At 43.9% G+C, this 17,601-nt stretch carries 13 protein-coding genes; 4 read left to right on the top strand and 9 right to left on the bottom strand.

What is annotated here, in order from left to right; genetic code table 11:
- The first annotated feature begins 77 nt into the window (after nucleotides 1-77).
- Nucleotides 78-1,487 carry an aminotransferase-like domain-containing protein gene (locus ACYRYY_RS04675; RefSeq protein WP_460214376.1) on the top strand — a complete coding sequence of 470 codons (1,410 nt, stop codon included), beginning with the start codon at nucleotides 78-80 and terminating at the stop codon, nucleotides 1,485-1,487.
- A gap of 39 nt (nucleotides 1,488-1,526) precedes the next feature.
- Here ACYRYY_RS04675 and lysA read toward each other — a convergent pair whose 3' ends face one another.
- The 4 genes from lysA to ACYRYY_RS04695 all read right to left on the bottom strand — a co-directional run bounded on the left by lysA (nucleotide 1,527) and on the right by ACYRYY_RS04695 (nucleotide 7,124).
- Entirely contained in the window at nucleotides 1,527-2,765 is a 1,239-nt protein-coding gene (gene lysA, locus ACYRYY_RS04680; protein ID WP_460214377.1) for a diaminopimelate decarboxylase, read from the bottom strand.
- An 81-nt stretch (nucleotides 2,766-2,846) separates the two neighbouring features.
- Nucleotides 2,847-4,313 (bottom strand): nicotinate phosphoribosyltransferase, encoded by a 1,467-nt coding sequence (locus ACYRYY_RS04685; protein WP_460214378.1) that lies wholly within the window; start codon nucleotides 4,311-4,313, stop codon nucleotides 2,847-2,849.
- Nucleotide 4,314: 1 nt separating this feature from the next.
- Nucleotides 4,315-4,947 carry a bifunctional nicotinamidase/pyrazinamidase gene (pncA, locus tag ACYRYY_RS04690; RefSeq protein ID WP_460214379.1) on the bottom strand — a complete coding sequence of 211 codons (633 nt, stop codon included), beginning with the start codon at nucleotides 4,945-4,947 and terminating at the stop codon, nucleotides 4,315-4,317.
- Between the two features lie 746 nt (nucleotides 4,948-5,693).
- Entirely contained in the window at nucleotides 5,694-7,124 is a 1,431-nt protein-coding gene (locus ACYRYY_RS04695; protein ID WP_460214380.1) for a nitronate monooxygenase, read from the bottom strand.
- Nucleotides 7,125-7,336: 212 nt separating this feature from the next.
- Between ACYRYY_RS04695 and ACYRYY_RS04700 the strand changes: the two genes are divergently transcribed.
- The gene (locus tag ACYRYY_RS04700) at nucleotides 7,337-7,789 is read left to right on the top strand and encodes a PilZ domain-containing protein (protein ID WP_460214381.1); all 453 of its coding nucleotides are present in this window, start codon (nucleotides 7,337-7,339) and stop codon (nucleotides 7,787-7,789) included.
- A gap of 93 nt (nucleotides 7,790-7,882) precedes the next feature.
- Nucleotides 7,883-8,482 carry a redoxin domain-containing protein gene (locus tag ACYRYY_RS04705; protein WP_460214383.1) on the top strand — a complete coding sequence of 200 codons (600 nt, stop codon included), beginning with the start codon at nucleotides 7,883-7,885 and terminating at the stop codon, nucleotides 8,480-8,482.
- A gap of 108 nt (nucleotides 8,483-8,590) precedes the next feature.
- Here the strand turns inward: ACYRYY_RS04705 and ACYRYY_RS04710 are convergent, their stop codons facing one another.
- The 3 genes from ACYRYY_RS04710 to uvrB are packed head-to-tail and all read right to left on the bottom strand — an operon-like array spanning nucleotide 8,591 to nucleotide 13,817.
- The gene (locus tag ACYRYY_RS04710) at nucleotides 8,591-9,559 is read right to left on the bottom strand and encodes a two-component system sensor histidine kinase NtrB (RefSeq protein ID WP_460214384.1); all 969 of its coding nucleotides are present in this window, start codon (nucleotides 9,557-9,559) and stop codon (nucleotides 8,591-8,593) included.
- Between the two features lie 2 nt (nucleotides 9,560-9,561).
- Nucleotides 9,562-11,847, bottom strand: coding sequence for a penicillin-binding protein 1A (locus tag ACYRYY_RS04715; protein WP_460214385.1), 2,286 nt, complete (start codon nucleotides 11,845-11,847; stop codon nucleotides 9,562-9,564).
- A complete protein-coding gene (gene uvrB, locus ACYRYY_RS04720; RefSeq protein ID WP_460214386.1) occupies nucleotides 11,844-13,817 on the bottom strand; it encodes an excinuclease ABC subunit UvrB in 1,974 nt (657 codons plus the stop codon). Before uvrB ends, ACYRYY_RS04715 begins: the two co-directional genes overlap by 4 nt.
- A gap of 159 nt (nucleotides 13,818-13,976) precedes the next feature.
- On the opposite strand from uvrB, the gene ACYRYY_RS04725 reads away from it, so the two are divergent.
- Nucleotides 13,977-14,228, top strand: a complete 252-nt coding sequence (locus ACYRYY_RS04725) for an FmdB family zinc ribbon protein (protein WP_460214387.1) — start codon at nucleotides 13,977-13,979, stop codon at nucleotides 14,226-14,228.
- Between the two features lie 39 nt (nucleotides 14,229-14,267).
- On the opposite strand, the gene ACYRYY_RS04730 is transcribed toward ACYRYY_RS04725, so the two are convergent.
- On the bottom strand, nucleotides 14,268-14,693 hold the full coding sequence (locus ACYRYY_RS04730) for a bacteriohemerythrin (RefSeq protein WP_460214388.1): 426 nt from the start codon (nucleotides 14,691-14,693) through the stop codon (nucleotides 14,268-14,270).
- 107 nt (nucleotides 14,694-14,800) lie between these two features.
- Complete coding sequence (locus ACYRYY_RS04735) at nucleotides 14,801-17,545, bottom strand: cache domain-containing protein (protein WP_460214389.1); 2,745 nt, start codon at nucleotides 17,543-17,545, stop codon at nucleotides 14,801-14,803.
- Nucleotides 17,546-17,601 lie beyond the last annotated feature (56 nt).

The following is a 17,601-nucleotide window of genomic DNA, read 5'->3' on the forward strand; positions in this document are numbered from 1 at the left end:
GTATTTAATAAGCTTGGGACCAGAATTACACCTAAGGATGGTTTCAAACAAAGTTACATTTGATTCAGAGGTTAAATATGATCCAGCATGTAGTGCTTGACAAAGATTCACGCATACCGCTCTACGTCCAGCTTGCAAAACAGATACGCAGGAAGATTGAGGACGGTGTATTCAAAAGAGGCGAAAAACTCCCCAGTAAACACAAAATAATGTCCGCTCTTTTAATAAGCAAAAACACTGTCTCCGCAGCCATGGAGCTTCTGGTGAACGAAGGGATGGTCAAGGCATTCCAGAAATCGGGATATTTTGTAGCGGAACAGTGGGATATCAATATTCCCGACTGGCAGGCATACATAAAGCGGGCAAAACACAAGCCCGGCAATAATGAACTCAGATTCTGGGCGGATGCGGGCGGACTGACCGATTTTGGTCTCAGTAGTGATTTTGATATTTTTCCTTTTATAGTTGAAGCATTTAATAAAGCATTAACAAGATCTTATGAATTAAGCTGCAAAAATGACTACTCCGTGTCAGGCTATATCCCCCTGAAAAAGTCGATTATAAAGCATCTGGCCCTGTCAAAAATACATGCAGAGACAGACAACATCCTAATATGCCCCGGCAGTATACAGGTATTATACCCTCTCTATGAATCACTTATGACCGGAGGTTCAAATTTCCTCCACGAAAAAAGCAACCTGATAGTTGCTATTTCTGATATACACTCCATCGGCATGAATATGATTCCCATCGAGGTGGATCAACACGGACTCTCTGTTGATGAGCTGGAAAAAGCCATATTGAAATACAAACACCCTGTTCTGCATGTAGATATGCTTGATCAGGCGCCCACAGGAATAGTTGCAAGCAAGAAGCGAAAAACAGACATAATGAAGCTGGTGAATAACTATAAGCTGCCTGTGGTGGAGATAGAGCATCTTCAGGACGCATGGTACAATAAACCTTTTCCGCCATCATTAAAGTCAATGGATACCTTCGGTAATGTGATTTATCTCGGGATGTTCATAAGAAGTTGTCCGTTTGATCTTCAAATTACGTGGATAGTCGCCGACAAATACATCATAAACCACCTCAGTAACGTGCTTATTCAGGATGGGATAAAAGCTAACTTTTTTATGCAGATTGTTGTGGATGAGATGTTCCGGAGCGGAATGTACTACAAAATGATGCACGCCATACGTCATTTCATCAAAAAAAGGCGTGAAACTGCACTGAAACTCTGTGAAAAACACTTGAAAGATGTGGGAAAATGGAATGAGAAGAATTGCAGCTTCCACTTCTGGCTGGAGTTTCCGGAAGTGAATACAAAAGTTATTTTTAAGGACAACTACTACAAAACCTTCCACCCCGGCTATTTTTTTGACAAACAGGACACCACACATATTCTGCTCTGCCCCGCTTCCATCAAAGAAGAGGAGATAGAGCCGGCAATAATGGAGATAGCAAGGCTTGTAAAAGGGAAATAAAAAAGCCGCCTCCTTTTAGAAGACGGCTTCAGGAATATGCTAGAATTTGAGGGTTGCGAAATAATCTTCGGGTGTTTCTGCTCGTCTGATCATTTCAAAAGAACCGTCCTCATTGAGAAAAAACTCAGCAGAACGGAGCTTTCCGTTGTAGTTAAAACCCATGGCGTGTCCATGGGCGCCTGTATCGTGAATTACTATGAAGTCTCCCTTTTCGATAACAGGGAGGGTTCTGTCCACAGCGAATTTATCGTTGTTCTCGCAAAGAGAGCCGACAACATCATAAACAGTGTCAGCCTTGGCGTTCTCTTTCCCGAGGATAGTCATATGATGGTAAGCGCCGTACATTCCGGGACGCATGAGGTTTGCCATGCAGGCATCCACGCCGACATAGTTTTTGTATATTTTCTTTTCATGCACAGCCTGTGTCACAAGATATCCGTAGGGTCCTGTGATCACTCTGCCGCACTCAAGATAAATCTTCGGTTTAAGTCCATTCGCAGAAAGAATACCCTCATATTTTGACTGAATTTTAGAGCCCAGTTCTTCGAGATTAATGGCGTCCTGCTCCGGTTTATAGGGTATGCCTATCCCGCCGCCGAGATTGATAAATTCAAGCTCTATGCCTACCTTTTCGGAGATTTCAGCAGCCATTTCAAAGAGAATAACCGCAGTCTCAACAAAGTAGTCAACATTAAGCTCATTTGAAGCAACCATGGTGTGCATTCCGAAGCGCTTAACGCCCTTTGCCTTGCACTTGGAGTATGCCTCAAACATCTGCTCACGGGTAAGACCGTATTTTGCGTCCTCCGGCTTGCCGATAATTGAGTTGCCGCCCTTGAGGGGACCGGGGTTATAACGGAAGCATATCAGTTCCGGCAGACCTGCAACTTCCTCAAGGAAATCTATATGTGTAATGTCGTCAAGATTGATAACAGCACCCTGCTCTTTAGCCTTGAGATATTCCTTTGCAGGAGTTTCATTTGAGGTGAACATAATATCCTCACCGCTGATTCCCGCCATATCACAAAGGAGAAGCTCAGTGTACGAGCTGCAGTCTGCTCCTATGCCCAGAGATTTAAGCGCCTTCATAACAGAAGGGTTGGGAAGAGCCTTGACAGCAAAATATTCCTTGAACTCAGGAGCCCATGAAAAAGCCTTCTGAAGCCTTTCAGCGTTCTTAAGAATCGCTTTTTTATCGTATATGTGGAAAGGCGTCGGATGTTTCTTAATCAGTTCTTCAATCTGTTCCTTAGTGAAAGGGACTTTCTTTTCTGCCATATTAAAGTTCTCCCGATAATTTATGTTTTTTAACTAATGCGTTTAACATTCTTCCGCCGCATATTCAACGAAAAAAAAATATCAATCAGTGTTTTTGTCATCCATATGCTCTTTTATTATAGACATTTTCAGTTTTTTCAGATTATTGGAAAGACTGACCTTGTATATATGAGGATTGAGGAATCTTTTATACGTACCATGCAAAGCAGCAAGTTCAGCCTTTGCATGTGCCTGTATATCCATCAGTGGAATCGGTTTTCCTGTCCGTTTCCCCTTTTCCATGACTCTGTGAAGAAGAAGCTTCGCCTCAGAATAGTTTTCCAGTGTTTTATATGAATACTCTATGGACGGGTGATTCAGCCTGATAGGCTTTTTTTCAGCTATGAGTGTGTTTACCTCTTCCATGCTGTCTTCCAGAAGAACAAGGTCAGAGAGCATCATACCGTCATCACCGTAAAACCTGTAAACGTTTTTTATGCCGGGGTTGGACATTTTTTCGGGGTTGTTGGTTATTTTCATTGCTGAAACAAACTGCCCTTCTTCCTCTTTTGCAGCAAGCTTATAAACACCGGTAAGCGAAGGATCTCTGTCAGCCGTAACAAGCCTTGTGCCGACACCGTAAGCGTCAATCCGTGCGCCTTCACGGCTTAACTGTTCGATAATCCACTCATCCAGATCGTTTGAGGCAATAATTTTTGCTTCGGGAAAACCTGCTTTCTCAAACATTTTTCCCGCTTCACGGCTCAAAAAGCTTAAGTCACCGCTGTCCAGCCTTATGCCGTAGTTTTTGCGCCCGTCTTTTTTGAGTTTTTCAAATACTTTTATTGCATTCGGCACACCGGATGTCAGTGTGTCGTATGTGTCAGCAAGGAGTATGCAGTCATCAGGATACATATCCGAAAATGCCAAAAATGCTTCAAGCTCGTTTTCAAAGCTCATTACCCAGCTATGCGCCATAGTTCCCTTGACAGGAATTCCGTATTCCTTGCCGGCAAGCACATTTGAAGTCGCTTTAACTCCGCCGATAAAGGAGGCTCTGGCGGCAGAAAGAGCGCCGTCTGTCCCCTGTGCCCTGCGAAGCCCGAACTCCATCACGGCAGCATCTCCGGCAACACAGCACACTCTGGCAGCTTTTGTAGCTATAAGTGTTTGAAAATTAATGAAGTTCAGGAGCAAAGGTTCTATTATCTGAGTTTCAAGGAGAGTCCCCGTAACACGGAGGAGAGGCTCATTAGGGAAAACCACTGTACCTTCCGCCACAGAGTGTATTTCTCCTTTGAACCGAAAGTCTTTAAGATAATTGATGAAATGGTCGGAAAAGTAATTAAGGCTTCGGATATATTCGATGTCACTGTCATAAAACCTGAAATTCTCCAGAGCATCCAAAAGCGGATCGAGCCCTGCAAAAACCGCATAGCCTCCGCCGAAAGGCTGCCTGCGATAAAACATATCAAAAACTGCTTTTCTGTCAGGATCTTTTTCCAAAAACCCCTGCATCATGGTGAGTTCGTAAAAATCCGTCATGAGGGCGGAGTACGAGCATTTCATGTCATAACCTGACGTCAGCGGACTGAACTATCCTGACTCCTGCCTCTTTCATTGCGGAAAGAGCCTTGACCACATTGCCTTCAGGAAAGTCCACACCTTTGCAGGCGTCCTCAATCACATATGTTTCAAAACCAGCCTTCACAGCGTCCAGCGCTGTGTACATTACACAGAAATCAGTAGCCAGACCTGTTACATAAACCTTGGTCACTCCCAGCTCTTTCAGACATCCCTTAAGCCCGGTCACAGTAACACCGTCATTTTCTGTAAAAGCAGAATACGAGTCAATATCAGGGTTTGCACCTTTTCTGATAACAACATGAAAAGCATCTGCATGCAGATCCGGGTGAAAGTCAGCCCCGTGTGTTCCCTGTATACAGTGATCCGGCCACATAACCTGCTCAATACCGTTTAATGTCTGCACGCTGAAAGGTTCTGTTCCTTCATTGCTTGATGCAAAAGAGCCGTGATTGACCGGATGCCAGTCCTGCGTTCCTATGGTTATTTCAAAGCTGTCAACTAATGAGTTGATAACGGAAACTACCCTGTTTCCGTTTTTGACCGCCAGCGCTCCGCCGGGGCAGAAATCATTTTGAACATCCACAACTATAAGTGCGGTATTTTTTCCATGTGTCATATTTCACCTACTTAACAGCCAGAATCCGTGCGTCCTGCCGGATTCTGACACACGCTCGCGGTTTGCAAAGCAAACCTTCGCTACGCACGGCGCAATCCCTTCCTGGGATTGTGTTACAGTCTGCATCTGCCATTGTGCGAAACAATTAGCTTCATCCTGTAACTTAACAGCCAGAATCCGTGCGTCCTGCCGGATTCTGACACACGCTCACGCCGAACTCCGTTCGTCTTCGCTACGCACGGCGCAATCCCTTCCTGGGATTGTGTTACAGTCTGCATCTGCCATTGTGCGAAACAATTAGCTTCATCCTGTAACTTAACAGCCAGAATCCGTGCGTCCTGCCGGATTCTGACACACGCTCGCGCCGAACTTCGTTCGTCTTCGCTACGCACGGCGCAATCCCTTCCTGGGATTGTGTTACAGTCTGCATCTGCCATAGTGCGAACCAATTAGTTTCATCCTGTAACTTAACAGCCAGAATCCGTGCGTCCTGCCGGATTCTGACACACGCTTGCGGTTTGCAAAGCAAGCCTTTGTTCCCTGACTGCATAATACACCTGCGTGCATAGCACCTTTTAATATTCTCCCCTGACCGTAAGTAAAATAAAATATGTAAAACAACTATACTACCATTAGCAGCTATGTCAAAGGGGGAAAAGGAGGTTTTACAAAACTTGAGAAGTGATGAACAAAAAACCCGCAGATGAAAACCTGCGGGTTCTGTTAATTTAAGTCAGACGGTAATTTTATTCCTGTTCTGCGGTTTTCAGATCACCCAGAACATAGTCAATAACATCCTTGGCGCTGAAAGCAGGGTTACCGTTTTTGATAAACTCCTTAACAGCGGCAAAGCATGAGCCGGCTGTCACCAGAGGCTTTTCAAAATAACCGTTCATATACTGCGTTGCATGCCCGATATTAGCCAGAAGACCGTTGCAAAGGCATTTGCGCCCGTGCGTATCCTCTTCAAGACCGCCCTTGCTCACATATGTTTTAACCGGTTCAGCGGGGCATCTGTATCCCACTGTTCCGTCCTCTTTCCTGAACAGAGTTCTAAGGTAGCCAAGATTGCATATTCTCGGTCTGGCAGCATATTCAGCGGCTTCGGAGAGTGTGCCTAAAACTTTAAGCACCTTAAACGGAAAACCTGTAGGTGATGCGAAGATATCGGTTTTCACATCAAATTTCCCGAAGGCAAGAATCGCTTTTTTCAGCTTTTCATCAAGTCCTGATTCTTTGCAAAATGCGAAAGCAGTGCCAAGCTGGACACCGGCTGCACCTTTTTTTATTGCTTCTTTAAGCTTGTTTGCCTCATCAAAAGCTCCTGCAAGCCAGAAGGGCACATCAAGTGATCTGATTTTTTCAAGGTCGATAATATCCTTCTCGCCGTAAACAGGTTCTCCCGATTCATCAGTGGTAATGCCGCCCCTTGGGGGAGCATTATGACCGCCGGCTATCGGGTATTCCACAACAAGTCCGTCAACCTTTCCTGTTGCTTTTTTAACCATAGTGGTTGCCAGAATATTTGATGAGATAATAGCGAGAAAATCAGGTCGTTTAAGAGAAGGCAGCCCGCTGCCGAAAAGCTCCTTCGGATCGAGAGAAACATGAAAGCTCTCATCCTTCTGTGCGCCTTCAACGTTAAGCCTCATATCACTTTTCAGGTTTTCGGAAAAACGGTCAAGAATACCGGGAATCTCTCTGGGAATACCTGCGCCCATTATAACATAGTCAACCCCTGCCAGCATTGCTCCGTAAAGTGAAGCAAGATTGGGAAGCTGAATTTTTTCAAGCAGATTTATGCCTACCTTTCCGCCGTGTCCTTCCTTTGCCAGATAAACTTCTGCAAAGTTAGACGCAACAGTGAGTTCTATGAGTTCTTTAGGTGAATTAACGCTGTGCATGGGGATATTAATGTATTTGCCCTGCTCAGTTAAACCCTCTTCCCTGAAATATTTCTTCAGAATCCTCAAAGCGGCGTCCTGAAAGGGAAATGCAGCAAGCGCCCGTCTCATGTGACCGCCTTTGTCCCCTTCCTGAAGCCTTCTGGCGAAAATAACGTCCATAGCTACTCCTGAGACAACGCCGAGCTGTCCCTGCATGGAGACTTCTCTCGCCAGTGCCCAGTTGGAGACCGCAGCCCCCATTCCGCCTTGTATAATAAGTGGATGGCTCATTTTTTACTCCGGATTTGCAAATTAATTGTCGTTCGCACAAAATAGATTATTGTGCCGCATTTTACAAGAAATATATAACCCTTGCATTACTGAAAGAAAAACATAAATTATGGAGTATAGTTGACAAGCAAAAATATACTGCCATAATACTACACAAAGAGGCGGTAAAACTGATATTACACAATATATACAACATATTAACAGGTATTATTATGAATGCACTTCAAGAAACCACAGAATCGGTTATGACAAACCGCAGGAATTTTATACGAGCTAAAATAGCAGTGAAAATGTGCGGATTTTTCTTTGAAGAAGGCGATGCAGGCGAAAGAGCCTACAATGGCTGTTTCATGAGCAAAACCATAGATATGAGTGAAGGCGGCATGCAGATTATCCATAACGGAAGCCTTAAACCCGGCATGGTGGTCGAACTCAGAACAAAAAATGCAATAGGCTTTCCTAAGTGCCTCAAGTGTGACCAGTATTATAATATGCGCTCCAAGATAGAGCTTGCTCCTTTAACTGCCCGTGTTGTATGGACTCAGGGGAGCAGATGCGGTCTTGAATTTGTTAAACTCTCCAACTTCAACAGAAATGTTATAGCTAAGATCGTATGGAAAAAACACATTGAGGAGATCAAAAGCAGCAAAGAAACTAAACAGTAAAAATTATCATTTAATAAAACATATTAAATTATTGACAACCTCTAAGGTATGGAATATCCTATGATATACATTACATCATTTAGGAGGATGCCAATGAGCCTTGTAACCAGACAAGCACCCCTTTTTAAAGAAATTTCCGTCGTGGGAAAAGAGTTTAAAGACGTAAGCCTCGAAAGCTACAGAGGTAAATGGGTTGTTCTTTTCTTTTACCCCCTCGATTTCACATTTGTTTGCCCCACAGAAATCACAGCTCTTTCAGATGCTATGCCTGAATTTGCTAAAAGAAATGCTCAGATCATAGGCGTTTCCACTGACAGCAAATTCTCTCACCTCGCATGGATCAACACCCCCCGTTCAGAAGGCGGACTCGGCGAAATCGCTTATCCCCTTGTTGCGGACTTCACTAAAAAGATATCCGAAGACTACGGCGTTCTGCTTTCCGGCGGGATGGCTCTCAGAGCAACTTTTATCATTGACCCCGAAGGCGTGGTTCAGTTTGAACTTGTGCATGACCTCGGCATTGGCAGAAACGTGGATGAAATCATGAGAAGTCTTGATGCTCTCCAGTTTGTAAGACAGCATGGCGAAGTTTGCCCCGCAGGCTGGACTCCCGGAAAAGACACAATGATTCCCGACCCTGAAAAGAAAAAAGAGTTCTTCAAAAAGAACCCTTCAGGACATCAATCCAAATAATAAAGAATCCGTGCATTATGCCGGATTTCTGATACAAGCTTAAGCCGCATTAATACGGCTCTGTTATGGCAGTGAGCGCTCCTGAAAAAAACGGGAGCGCTTCTTTTTTTAGTTTTGCCTGCCGCTGGCAGGATGTATGCGTGATGGTATATAGACCAGAAAATCGGTTCCTTTTCCCTTAACTGAGTTTACTTCAATACGCCCGTGATGCTTATCAATAGCTTCTTTGGCGATTATAAGCCCAAGCCCTGTGCCACGGTTTTTTGTGGTGAAAAAAGGGGTAAACAGTCTTTCCATAACCTGCTCATCCATACCTGGACCGGAATCAGAAATTACAATACGGAGCATGGAACATGCCCTGTCCATCTCCTTGTCCATATACTTGATTGTGGGATCAATGGAAACCTCAACCTCAATATCCCCTTCCCCCTGAGCCTCACAGGCATTTTTGAGAATATTGCTCAGAGCCATAAAAAGCTTTTCCCTGTCAGCTCTGATCACAGTGAGGTTGCGCAGAACACGAAACCGGATTTCAATTTTTGAATAAACAATCTTTATACTGTCCCGAAGCTCATTGATAAAACTTTCGAGATCCACCTCATCAAACGTTACCGTCATTTCACTGAGCATGTGTATGTTTCCGAGGATCGATTTTATCCTGCCGCTCTCTTTCTGGATTATTCCGGCACATTTTTCAATGTATTCGTTTTTAGCTTTGGCGGCGATGATCTGTGCCGTACCGTCAATGACAGTGAGAGGGTTTTTGATCTCATGCTGAAGGGATGATATATCCATAATATCCCCCAACGGCTGATTAAATTCATCAAGGGCAATAACAAAAAATTCATAATCCTTGCGGGAATTAATAACCTTAATACCGTAGGTGCCTCTGGGAGTTTTGAAAACAAGGTTATCACCGTTAATCTTGCCAAGAAGAAACTCCCCGAACCGGCGTATGCCGAAAGCGGACATTTCATCCATTAAAAGTTCGGCCTGAAAATTCGCAGATTTTACCTTGCCGTCTTTTGAAACTGTGAAGAAAGCAAATGGAACATCCTCGAACTTTTTATGCGACATTATCACTCCGCTGCGCTGTAAGGCTCAAAGGAGAAATCTGTGGCGTAGCTGTCCGTAATTTTATGAGTTCCTGTATCCACTTTGTAATAGATTACATTTTCCGTAGAAGGAAAAATAGCATAGTCGAATTTATTCAGGCTGCTGTTCATGTAGTCAACCCAGGCGGGCAGAGCTGCGCTTGCTCCCGCCATTGAGTATCCTGCGGCTTTGAAATCATCAAAACCGACCCACACACCGCTGACAACATTGGGCAGATAGCCCACAAACCAAGCATCTTTAAAGTCGTTTGTTGTCCCTGTTTTCCCGCCTGCGGGTCTGTTAAGCACCTTTGCCCTTCTGCCTGTTCCGTTCTGGACAACATTTTCCATCAGATCTGTCATAATCTGCGCTGTTTCAGGCTTTATAACATCAGTTTTACCCTGAGCAGGTTTATATTCTTTAACAATTTCGCCTTTTCCATCTTCAATTTTAGTCACGAAATAGGGCTGAACCCTGTAGCCTAAGTTGGGGAACACACTGAAGGCATAAACCATTTCAATAAGAGGGGCAGAACCGGAACCGATACTTACAGAGAGATCCCTCTGGAGATGTTCCGTTAACCCGAACTTTTTTGCATAGGACAGAATTGTGCCTATGCCTATTCTCTCTGCGACTTTGATTGTTACAACGTTTCTTGACTGGGTGAGAGCTTCTTTGAGGGTCGTCAGTCCGTAAAATCTGCCGGAGTAGTTTTCAGGCTTCCAGTATTCGCCTTCCTCCTCCATCTCTTTCACAACAGGCGCATCATAGGTCTCAGACATAACATTGTATCCATGCTCAAGCGCGGCAGAATATACAATAGGCTTAAACAGACTGCCCACCTGACGCTTTGCCTGAACAGCCCTGTTAAACATTGATTTTGAGTATTCAAACCCGCCTGTAACAGCTAGGATCGCCCCAGTGTGCGGCTCAATTGAGATAAGGGCGCTCTCAAGATCAGGGTCTGCTTCAATTGAGTAAAAACCTTTATCTTTATCAGCCGGAGAAACGAAAATTACAGAGTTCTTTTTTATGATAGTTGCAAAATCTGTCAGACGTGAGTAGCTTCCGCCCCTTGGTCTTGCCCATCTGCTGTCATTTATGCGGAGTATGCCCTTTGAGCCGTCAGCCAGAAGAATTTCAGACTGATTTTTTTCAACTTTCGTAACAATTGCACGCTGAAAACCCATTGCCAGAATATACGGACGCTCCTCTTTCAGAACTGCGTCAAGCCGCTCTTTACGTTCTTCCGGAGATTCGCCTTTTTTCTCTTCAAAAAGGGTAATACCCCCTGTGTAGCCAAGGTTTTTATTCAGGCGGAGAATATTGTTCTTGATTGCTGTTTCGGCATTTTTCTGAAGATCCAAATCAAGGGTAGTGTAAATTTTATAACCGCTGTTTTCAGGGTCTTCCTCATCTATTTCATCTTTAATAAATTTTATAACCATATCGGTAAAATAACCGGCGTAGGAGTTTTTCGGTTTTATTTTATCAATAAGATGAACATCTTCCGCTGCGGCTTTTTTGTAAATGTCTTCTGTTATATATCCTGTTTCAAAAAGTCTGTAGAGAACATGGTTTCTGCGGTTAACGGCTTTTTCCATATTGATATGCGGGGCATAAATACCGGGCGCTTTTGGTATTCCGGCTATCATAGCGGCTTCAGCGAGACTCAGCTCTGAGGCTGTCTTGCCGAAATAGTTTGCAGCAGCAGCCTCAACACCGTAAGCCCCTCTGCCGAAGTAAACCTGATTAAGATACATTTCAAGTATCTGCTCTTTCTCCAGAAAGTTATCAAGACGGTAGGCGAGAATAGCCTCTTTTATTTTACGTTTAATCTTTTTCTCCGGGGTCAGATATATGATTTTCACAAGCTGCTGAGTGAGTGTGCTGCCCCCTTCCACAACCCTGCCCGCCTTCACGTTTGACACGAAAGCACGCATTATTCCCATCATATCCACACCGCCGTGGTCGAAGAATCTTGCGTCCTCCACCGCCACAATAGACTGCCACATATATTCGGGCATTTCTTTTATGGATATGGGATAGCGCCTCTCCGTACCAAGCTCTGCAATGGGGTCGCCGTTGCGATCATAGATTATGGTGGGTCTGTCGTACTGGAAATCCTTGAGCTGTTCAACGGAAGGAAGCTGACGACTGAGCATGTATATGTAGCCCAGAACACTGCCGAAGCAGAACAGAATAAGAAAAACCGCTGTACCTGCTATGAGATACACGGGTCTGGTATTTTTTATAAAATCTTTTATCATTTTTTCACACTGTACTCAAAGAGCATGTCACGAAGTTTAGCGGCTTTTTCAAACTCCAATGCCTCTGCGTATTCCTGCATTTTTTTCTTCAATTCGGCAATATCTTTGTCTCTGTTGCCTGTCAATCTTATACCATCCTCATCGGGCAGATCAACAGTTACATAGTCTTTTTCATAGATGCTCTCCATTATATCAGAGATTTCATTGCGTATGGTTTCGGGGGTTATATTATTTTCTTCATTGTATGCAAGCTGTTTTTGCCTTCTGCGTTCCGTCTCATCCAGAGCTGCCTGCATACTTGGGGTTATCTTATCGGCATAGAAAATTGCTCTGCCGTTTACGTTCCTTGCAGCTCGTCCTATTGTCTGAATGAGAGAACGCTCCGAACGGAGAAACCCTTCCCTGTCTGCATCCAGAACTGCAACGAGACTGACCTCCGGTATATCAAGCCCCTCACGGAGCAGGTTTATACCCACAAGAACATCAAATTTACCAAGACGAAGGTTGCGGATTATTTTTATACGCTCCAGAGTGTCTATCTCCGAATGAAGGTACTCCACCCTAACCCCAACTTCCTGATAATATTTCGTAAGTTCCTCCGCCATGCGCTTGGTCAGTGTAGTTACAAGCACACGCTCGCCATTCGCAGTTATCTTCTGAATTTCCGCCAGAAGGTCATCCACCTGTGTTTTTGCTGGGCGAAGTTCTATAAGAGGGTCTATAAGCCCTGTGGGTCGGATAATCTGCTCCGCTACGACACCTTTGGAATCATTCAGCTCATAGTCTGCCGGAGTGGCACTCACGTAAAGCACACGGTGGACAGCGCTTCTGAACTCCTCAAATTTCAAAGGTCTGTTGTCCAGAGCTGCCGGAAGACGGAAACCGAATTCCACAAGGGTTGTCTTGCGGGATCTGTCTCCGTTGTACATTCCCCTTACCTGCGGTACGGTTATGTGCGATTCGTCTATTATAACGAGTGCGTCTTTAGGCAGATAACTAAGCAGGGTGGGAGGAGCTTCGCCCGGCGTTCTGCCTTCAAAAAAGCGGGAGTAGTTCTCAATGCCGTTGCAGTACCCAGTTTCCATGATCATCTCAATGTCATACATTGTGCGCTGAGTGAGCCTCTGCGCTTCAAGGAGACGGTTATTCTCCTCCAGAAAACGACAGCGCTCCAGAAGCTCGTTTCTGATATTCTGAACTGCTGCTTCTCTTGTTATTTTGTGAGTTACATAGTGAGTCGCAGGATATATGGCAAGTTTGGGGCGTTCTTTAATCGTTTTACCCGTTACCGGGTCAAACTCGGAAAGCCTGTCCACCTCATCACCGAAAAACTCTATACGGTAGGCAACGGAATCTTCATGGGCAGGGAAAACCTCAAGGGTGTCGCCCTTCAAACGGTATGTGCCCCTGTGGAAGTCATAATCATTGCGCTCATACTGTATCTCCACAAGCTTTTCCAGCACCTCTTCCATGTCAGCAGGTTCACCCGTCTCAAGGACAACAAGCATACCGCTGTATGCCTCCGGCGAACCGAGACCGTAGATGCAGGAAACACTGGCAACAATTATTACATCACGTCTTTCAAGGAGGCTTCTCGTGGCGGAGTGGCGGAGCTTATCTATCTCTTCGTTTATGGACGAATCTTTTTCAATATACGTATCACTTGAAGGAACGTAGGCTTCGGGCTGGTAATAGTCGTAATAACTAACAAAGTATTCCACGGCGTTTTCAGGAAAAAACTTCTTAAATTCCCCGTAAAGCTGTGCCGCAAGGGTCTTGTTGTGCGCTATAATCAATGCCGGCACACCAAGACGCTGGATAACATTCGCCATGGTGTACGTTTTGCCGGAACCTGTAACACCAAGAAGAACCTGCGCATCCGCACCGTCACGAAAGTTTTCCGTAAGCTGGTCTATCGCAGCGGGCTGATCCCCTGCGGGCTGATAATCTGAATTAAGTTTAAAAACCATAAGAGATATTCTATATTTTTTTACCGTCAGTACAACGGGTAATTAATTATTTTTAAGATAAGGGCTTGATTTTTTCTCCTCTTGGTAATATTCATTTTGTTTCAGATAAGTAAAATAAAAGCGCCTCATGCGCCGAACTATTTTGAAGGTGAATGAACAATGCCTATTTACGAGTACAGATGCAAGTCATGCGGAAAAGTTACGGAAGTGATGGAAAGCATCACAAGCACTGAGAAAGTAAAGGAATGTCCCGCCTGTAAAGGCGAGGCGGAAAGAATCATGTCTGTCAGCGGGTTTCAGCTTAAAGGCGGCGGATGGTATGAACAGGGCTACACGAAAGGCTCCTCATGCGCTTCTGCGGATTCATCCTCCCCAAAATGCGCCTCATGCCCTGCTGCGGCAGGAAATTAAAATATCGAACGCGCGTCACAGCTACGCGCGTTTTTCTTTTCAGCCGGCGCAGCCGCCTCCGGTTTTTCTAACAGAGTTTACATAATCCGCCAATATGCGGTCAGCCTTGCATATGTGATTCGTCATCCAGTCCTGCATCTTTCTTTGAAGAGTGAGAGGAAGGGACACAGAATAGCCTTTTGAGAAATATATATCTTTTATCTCTTCAAAGTCTGCCCTGAATTTTTTGTGCTGAGTAATATGGAAATCAATATCGTGATAGTTGTTCTCACCCATGAATTCTTCTTCTCTGGGGAAATACTTAAGAATATGAAGCTCAACAAACCGCATGGTTTTACGGATTTCTTCCTTGCCTTCTCCGTTTTTCATCGCTTCAAGCAGGCGGTTTATGGAAGCGGCAAAGAATGTGTGCTGCTGATCCATAAACTCTATTCCGTTTGCAAAACCATTCCCAGTTTTAATCATAGACATTCCTTGTATGTTATTGAATTAACTAATACCAGACTTTACAACAAGACAAAAACGAACACAATATTTTATTAGACATCATTCAGAATTAATTTAAAAATAACTTATATAACAATATTTTGAGACACAAACACAGGTTTATCCTCCGGCTTGCCGAAATAATACCCTTGTCCATAATCAACACCGAGAAGAGCTATTTCACGGGCTATGTTTTTATTTGATATGAACTCGGCAACGGTCTTCATTCCGGAGTGCCTGCCAAGGGATACAATAGATGCGATTATCTCCCTTGAGCTTTCATCGTCCTCAACTCTCTTCACAATGGAGGCATCAATCTTCAGATAATCCGCCCTTATATTCATCAAATAATCAAAGTTGGAAAACCCCGCACCGAAATCATCAATTGAGATCTTTGCCCCGCCGGATTTAAACTTCTCAAAAATCCTGTTAGTCTCATCTATATTCACAAGCTCCTGCGACTCGACAATCTCAATAACCAGCCTGCCCAAAACCCCATTGTTCTTCGCCACGGTAAAGAGATAATCCATTGTGTCACGGTCGAAAATATCCTCAACGGAAAGGTTGATCGAAAACTGGTAAGGCAGGTTTTTAAATACTGCCACGGATTTTTCAATAACCCTTGCGGTCAGCCTTGGGTACATGTTTGTTTTCTTTGAAATATCAAGGAACTTAGCCGGACTGATTACATCACCGTTTTCGTCTATTATCCTCATCAGACATTCGTATTTTTCACTGTCGCCGGTTTTCATATCTATTATAGGCTGATAATAAGCGGTGACACGGTCGTTCTTTAAAGCATCAGAAACTTTCCTGATTATAGAAAGATTTTCCTCAAAATCAGCCTTGATTCTGTTATCCGCCTGAGAATAAACAAGAATATCCTGCTTAAGTTTTTTTGCTCCATTCAGTGCCATGTCTGCATAAGCAAGCAGGTTGTCCTTATCCCCTGCTATTCCTGCGGTAAAGTATATGTGTTTATCCTCGCCGTGACGCTCCTGAAGAATTGCCCCGACTCTCCGCATAGCAGCAGATACATTGTTTTTAAAAACAACCGGATCTGCATTATTTGCAAGTATGCCAAACTTATCAGAGTGCAGCCTGTAAACCGAATATCCTGCCAAAGCAGGAAAAGCCACGAACTCTCTGGCTGTTTCAATCAGAATCCGGTCGGCAAAATGATTGCCGAAAAACTCATTGATCTGCTTAAAGCCTCGTATATCAACTATCGCAAGAATCGGATATTCCATGGGTTCAGCGTCACTGATAAGCTTCACCCTGCTGCCGAGCCCAGTGAGACTGTCACTGTTAAAAAGCTCTTCAATCCGGTTGCGGTTTTCCACCAGCTCTGTGATGTCGTTAGCACAGGCTATGTATTCTATAACTTCACCAAATTCATTCAGTATCGGAGCGATTGTCGCACTTATATAAAAACTCTCTCCGTCTTTCCTGCGGTTGCGTAGAACCCCTTTCCAGACTTTGCCCTTTGTTATAGTGTTCCAAAGCTCTTTAAAAGTCTCTATAGGAGTGGTGGAATGCTTTATAATGTTATGCCTGTTTCCGATCAGTTCCTCTCTTTTGTAACCGCTTATTTCACAAAATTTATCGTTAACATAAGTCATTACACCGTATTCATCAGTGATTGTGACAACTGAACTTTTATCCAAAATAGATTTGTACTGCTCAAGAAGATTTCGGTGTCCTTCCTGCCGTTTTTCCAGTTTGCGTATCATTCTGTATATAAAAATACCTGAAATTAAAACAACAGCAAAAAGGTAAGAAATTACCCTTTTGACTTTCTCTATATCCTCCTGAACAAGCTTTTCAATAAGTGCCCGTTCATCTTCAAGCTGTTTTTCAAGATCACTGAAATAAAAGCCTGTTCCGATCACCCATCCCCAAGGCTTATACACTGTTGCATAAGTTACTTTCCGTTCAGGAACAACAGTATCAGGACGGGGCCAGAAGTATTCAACGTATCCACCTCCGTTCCTCACTATTTTGTCTACTTCCTGAAAAAGATACTTTCCGTCTCGGGAGCGCATGTTTTTAAGGTTTTTCCCCTCAAGCTCCGGATTCCCCGGATGCACAATGCCGGTAAAATCACTGTCATTAACCCAGAAATATCCTGTTTTATCTTTTCCGTAACGCTCACGGCGGATGGAGGAAATAACACGCTTTTTTGCCTCATCCTCGGCACTTTCAATTGTAAATGAGCTGCCAATGAACAATGGAATATTTTTCAGCTTCTGAACATAGCCTATCTTCACTTTACCACTGGTACGGAGGCTGTCATTAAGCTCATATGAGCCGAATCCTCCTCCTGAATTCCTCAGGCCGTTCAACAGAGCCGTAAGTTCAGGGCTGCCTTTAAGCAGATTTACGATATTCTGATTAATAAGTTTTTTATTCTCTTCATGGTAAATAATTGTTCCGTCATCAGAAATCAAAAAGTAATATTCTGAATCATCCGCACCTTTAAAAGCAGAAATCATCCTGCCAAAATCAGCTTTTTTGTAAGCGGTATCCCCATCCAGACTGAGATTAAGATATTCCGCAGCAGACCCAACTCTCTGTGCAACAGAAGCTTTTTTCATCTCTATATTGCTCTCTCTCACAGCATCAATACGAATCAGCATACGCTCAATCTCGTTCTTCACTTCCGCCTGACTGTTTTCAGTAAATTGTTTTTCCAGCAGTACGGCACGTTCACCGTAATCATTTTTTGCATTTGCATTAATAAAATACAAAACCACAGCAGAAAAAATCATTGCGGTGGAAAGAGAAGCAAACAAACTAAGCAGTGATGCACTGTATTTAAAAACGGACATTAACACCCTCAAATAATAATTCGGGAACAATAATTCCTATATTGTAACTATTATTT

The sequence above is a fragment of the Geovibrio sp. ADMFC3 genome (genome assembly GCF_054687035.1).

What these genes read in the sequence shown, in the direction of transcription:
- ACYRYY_RS04675 (WP_460214376.1), top strand. Translation starts at nt 78, where the DNA reads ATGATCCAGCATGTAGTGCTTGACAAAGATTCACGCATACCGCTCTAC.
- lysA (WP_460214377.1), bottom strand. Translation starts at nt 2,765, where the DNA reads ATGGCAGAAAAGAAAGTCCCTTTCACTAAGGAACAGATTGAAGAACTG.
- ACYRYY_RS04685 (WP_460214378.1), bottom strand. Translation starts at nt 4,313, where the DNA reads ATGAAATGCTCGTACTCCGCCCTCATGACGGATTTTTACGAACTCACC.
- pncA (WP_460214379.1), bottom strand. Translation starts at nt 4,947, where the DNA reads ATGACACATGGAAAAAATACCGCACTTATAGTTGTGGATGTTCAAAAT.
- ACYRYY_RS04695 (WP_460214380.1), bottom strand. Translation starts at nt 7,124, where the DNA reads ATGAGCCATCCACTTATTATACAAGGCGGAATGGGGGCTGCGGTCTCC.
- ACYRYY_RS04700 (WP_460214381.1), top strand. Translation starts at nt 7,337, where the DNA reads ATGAATGCACTTCAAGAAACCACAGAATCGGTTATGACAAACCGCAGG.
- ACYRYY_RS04705 (WP_460214383.1), top strand. Translation starts at nt 7,883, where the DNA reads ATGAGCCTTGTAACCAGACAAGCACCCCTTTTTAAAGAAATTTCCGTC.
- ACYRYY_RS04710 (WP_460214384.1), bottom strand. Translation starts at nt 9,559, where the DNA reads ATGTCGCATAAAAAGTTCGAGGATGTTCCATTTGCTTTCTTCACAGTT.
- ACYRYY_RS04715 (WP_460214385.1), bottom strand. Translation starts at nt 11,847, where the DNA reads ATGATAAAAGATTTTATAAAAAATACCAGACCCGTGTATCTCATAGCA.
- uvrB (WP_460214386.1), bottom strand. Translation starts at nt 13,817, where the DNA reads ATGGTTTTTAAACTTAATTCAGATTATCAGCCCGCAGGGGATCAGCCC.
- ACYRYY_RS04725 (WP_460214387.1), top strand. Translation starts at nt 13,977, where the DNA reads ATGCCTATTTACGAGTACAGATGCAAGTCATGCGGAAAAGTTACGGAA.
- ACYRYY_RS04730 (WP_460214388.1), bottom strand. Translation starts at nt 14,693, where the DNA reads ATGATTAAAACTGGGAATGGTTTTGCAAACGGAATAGAGTTTATGGAT.
- ACYRYY_RS04735 (WP_460214389.1), bottom strand. Translation starts at nt 17,545, where the DNA reads ATGTCCGTTTTTAAATACAGTGCATCACTGCTTAGTTTGTTTGCTTCT.